General features: G+C 75.5%; 1 protein-coding gene. It reads right to left on the bottom strand.

The genetic code is table 11. The features are described from left to right. Nucleotides 1-1,691, bottom strand: a 1,691-nt coding sequence (locus tag MXD58_RS30845) for an AAA domain-containing protein (RefSeq protein WP_250610505.1), incomplete at its 3' end; no start/stop codon positions are given. Between the last annotated feature and the right edge of the window lie 282 nt (nt 1,692-1,973).

Raw genomic sequence — 1,973 nt, 5'->3', positions numbered from 1 at the left:
GGTTCCGGCAGGTCGCGCCGCGCCGGCTCGGCGTCGCCGGCGAGGCGGGCGGCGAGGCGGGTCAGCTCGTCGAGTTCGGCGACGGTCAGCGGGATGGTCTGGTCCTCGCGCAGCGGGTCCGGGATCCGGCCCAGGTCCCGCTCGTGGCGGGCCAGCCAGTCGGCGACCTGGGCCGCCTTCGCCCGTCCGTCCGGGAGGGTGAACTCGGCGCCCTCGTCGGCGAGCAGGTCGAGCAGCCGTCGTTCGAGCTGGCGCTGCCGCGCGCGGGCCGCGTCGAGCTGGCCGACCAGCCCGGCCAGCGCCGCCCGTTCGGCGCGCACGTCGATGCCGGCGACCGCCTCCATGATCATCTGGACGGACGCGTGCAGCTGGGTGAGCGACGCGGAGCTGCCGCCGAGGACGGCGACGGACAGGTCCCGCAGCTCGGCGGGGATCTTCTCGCGCAGGACGGCCAAGGCCTGCTCGTCGTGCGCCGTCACGAGCACCCGCTGGCCATGGGCGACGAGGTGGCTGACCAGGTTCGCGATGGTGTGGCTCTTACCGGTGCCCGGCGGGCCCTGGACGGTGACCCCGCGGGCGTGGCGCAGCTGTAAGGCGATGCGTTCCTGCTCCTCGTTGCTCGCCAACGGCAGCAGCAGGCGCTCGCCGAGCAGCTCGGCGACCACCCCGACCGGCTGTGCCGACGCCGACGCCGACACGCGGTCCTCGGCGGGGTCGGCGCCGCCGTCGTCGACGATCGTCGCGAACGCGTCGGGCAGGATGTCGCGTTCGGCCAGGACCTCGCGCAGCTCCGCGTAGAACCGGGGGAACATCGCCGGCCGCGGGCGGACGAAAAGCGCCCAGGTGTCCACGAGCACCGCGCGTTCCCCCGGCGGCGGTACGTGGTCGCCGGGCCGCACAACGGCGTCGAGCCCGAGCGGAGCGACGGCCTGGGCGTAGAGCTCCGCGAGGCCCTCGTCGCCCCACGGGTCCGGCGGGCTGGCGCGCATCCGGTCGCGCAGCGCCGTGAGCTCCTCCATCGCGGCGAGCCCGAGGTCGTCCAGGGGCGCGGTCTCCAGCTCCGGCAGGCCGTCTGACGTGACGCTCAGCACGCCGCTGTCCGCGTCCAGCTCGATCGAGACCCGGGTGAGGACGAGCGGGTGGTGCACGGCCTGGCCACCCGTCAGCCAGGACAACACCCCATGGCCCCAGACCAGCTCGTGCGTCGCGTTGTCGCGGGCCAGGCGCAGGCGCAGGTCGTAGAGCTGCTGGTAGAGCTGCCGCGCGGCCATCGTGATCCGCGCCGCCTCGGCCCAGGGCGCCCAGTGCCGCTGGACCCAGTCGGCGTGCCGCGCGCGCAGCTCGCCGGGATCGTCCCCGATTCGGGCGCACCGGTCGTCGAGGTCGACGGGCAGCGGCGGCGCCGCGCCTATCCCCACCGGCACGCCGACGAGATGGCGCGCCAGCACGACCGGCAGTATCGGCGGCCGCGGCGGATCGGCGACCTTGGCCACCAGCAGCCAGAACGGCCGCGACGGCGTCCCACCGAGCGTCACCGCGGGGCTGTCGGGCACGTCGACCGGGCCGATCAGCGGCGGCTCGTAGTCCGAGAGCTGCCGCCGCGGCCGGCCGGAGAGCTGGCCCGCGAGCGCGACCAGATAGTCAAGAAGCCGAAGCGACCGCTCCCTGGCCGTGCCCCCGACCTCCGACACCCCGCGCTCCCCACGCCCGCCCACCCGGCGAAGCTCGACCCACCGATCTTACTGACGACAGAGGACCACGTGACGCCGTCCGGTCACCGGTCGCAGCAGACGCCGGGAGTGCTGTGCGCGAGCGTGCGCGATTCGCTGGGCGGCGGGGATAGCGGGGGCGACGGCCTACCCGACGCCGATCGGGCGCAGGTCGACGGCGAGGGCGCGGATGGCGTCGGGGCCGCGGCCCTGGATCCAGACCTGCGTGCCGGCCCTGCCGGCCGGGCGCGCCGACGCGTCGGC

It is taken from the genome of Frankia sp. AgKG'84/4 (genome assembly GCF_023242965.2).
In the GTDB taxonomy this organism is placed as follows: domain Bacteria; phylum Actinomycetota; class Actinomycetes; order Frankiales; family Frankiaceae; genus Frankia.
The sequence above is the reverse complement of the archived record's forward strand: the minus strand, read 5'-3'. Positions and strand labels throughout refer to the sequence as shown.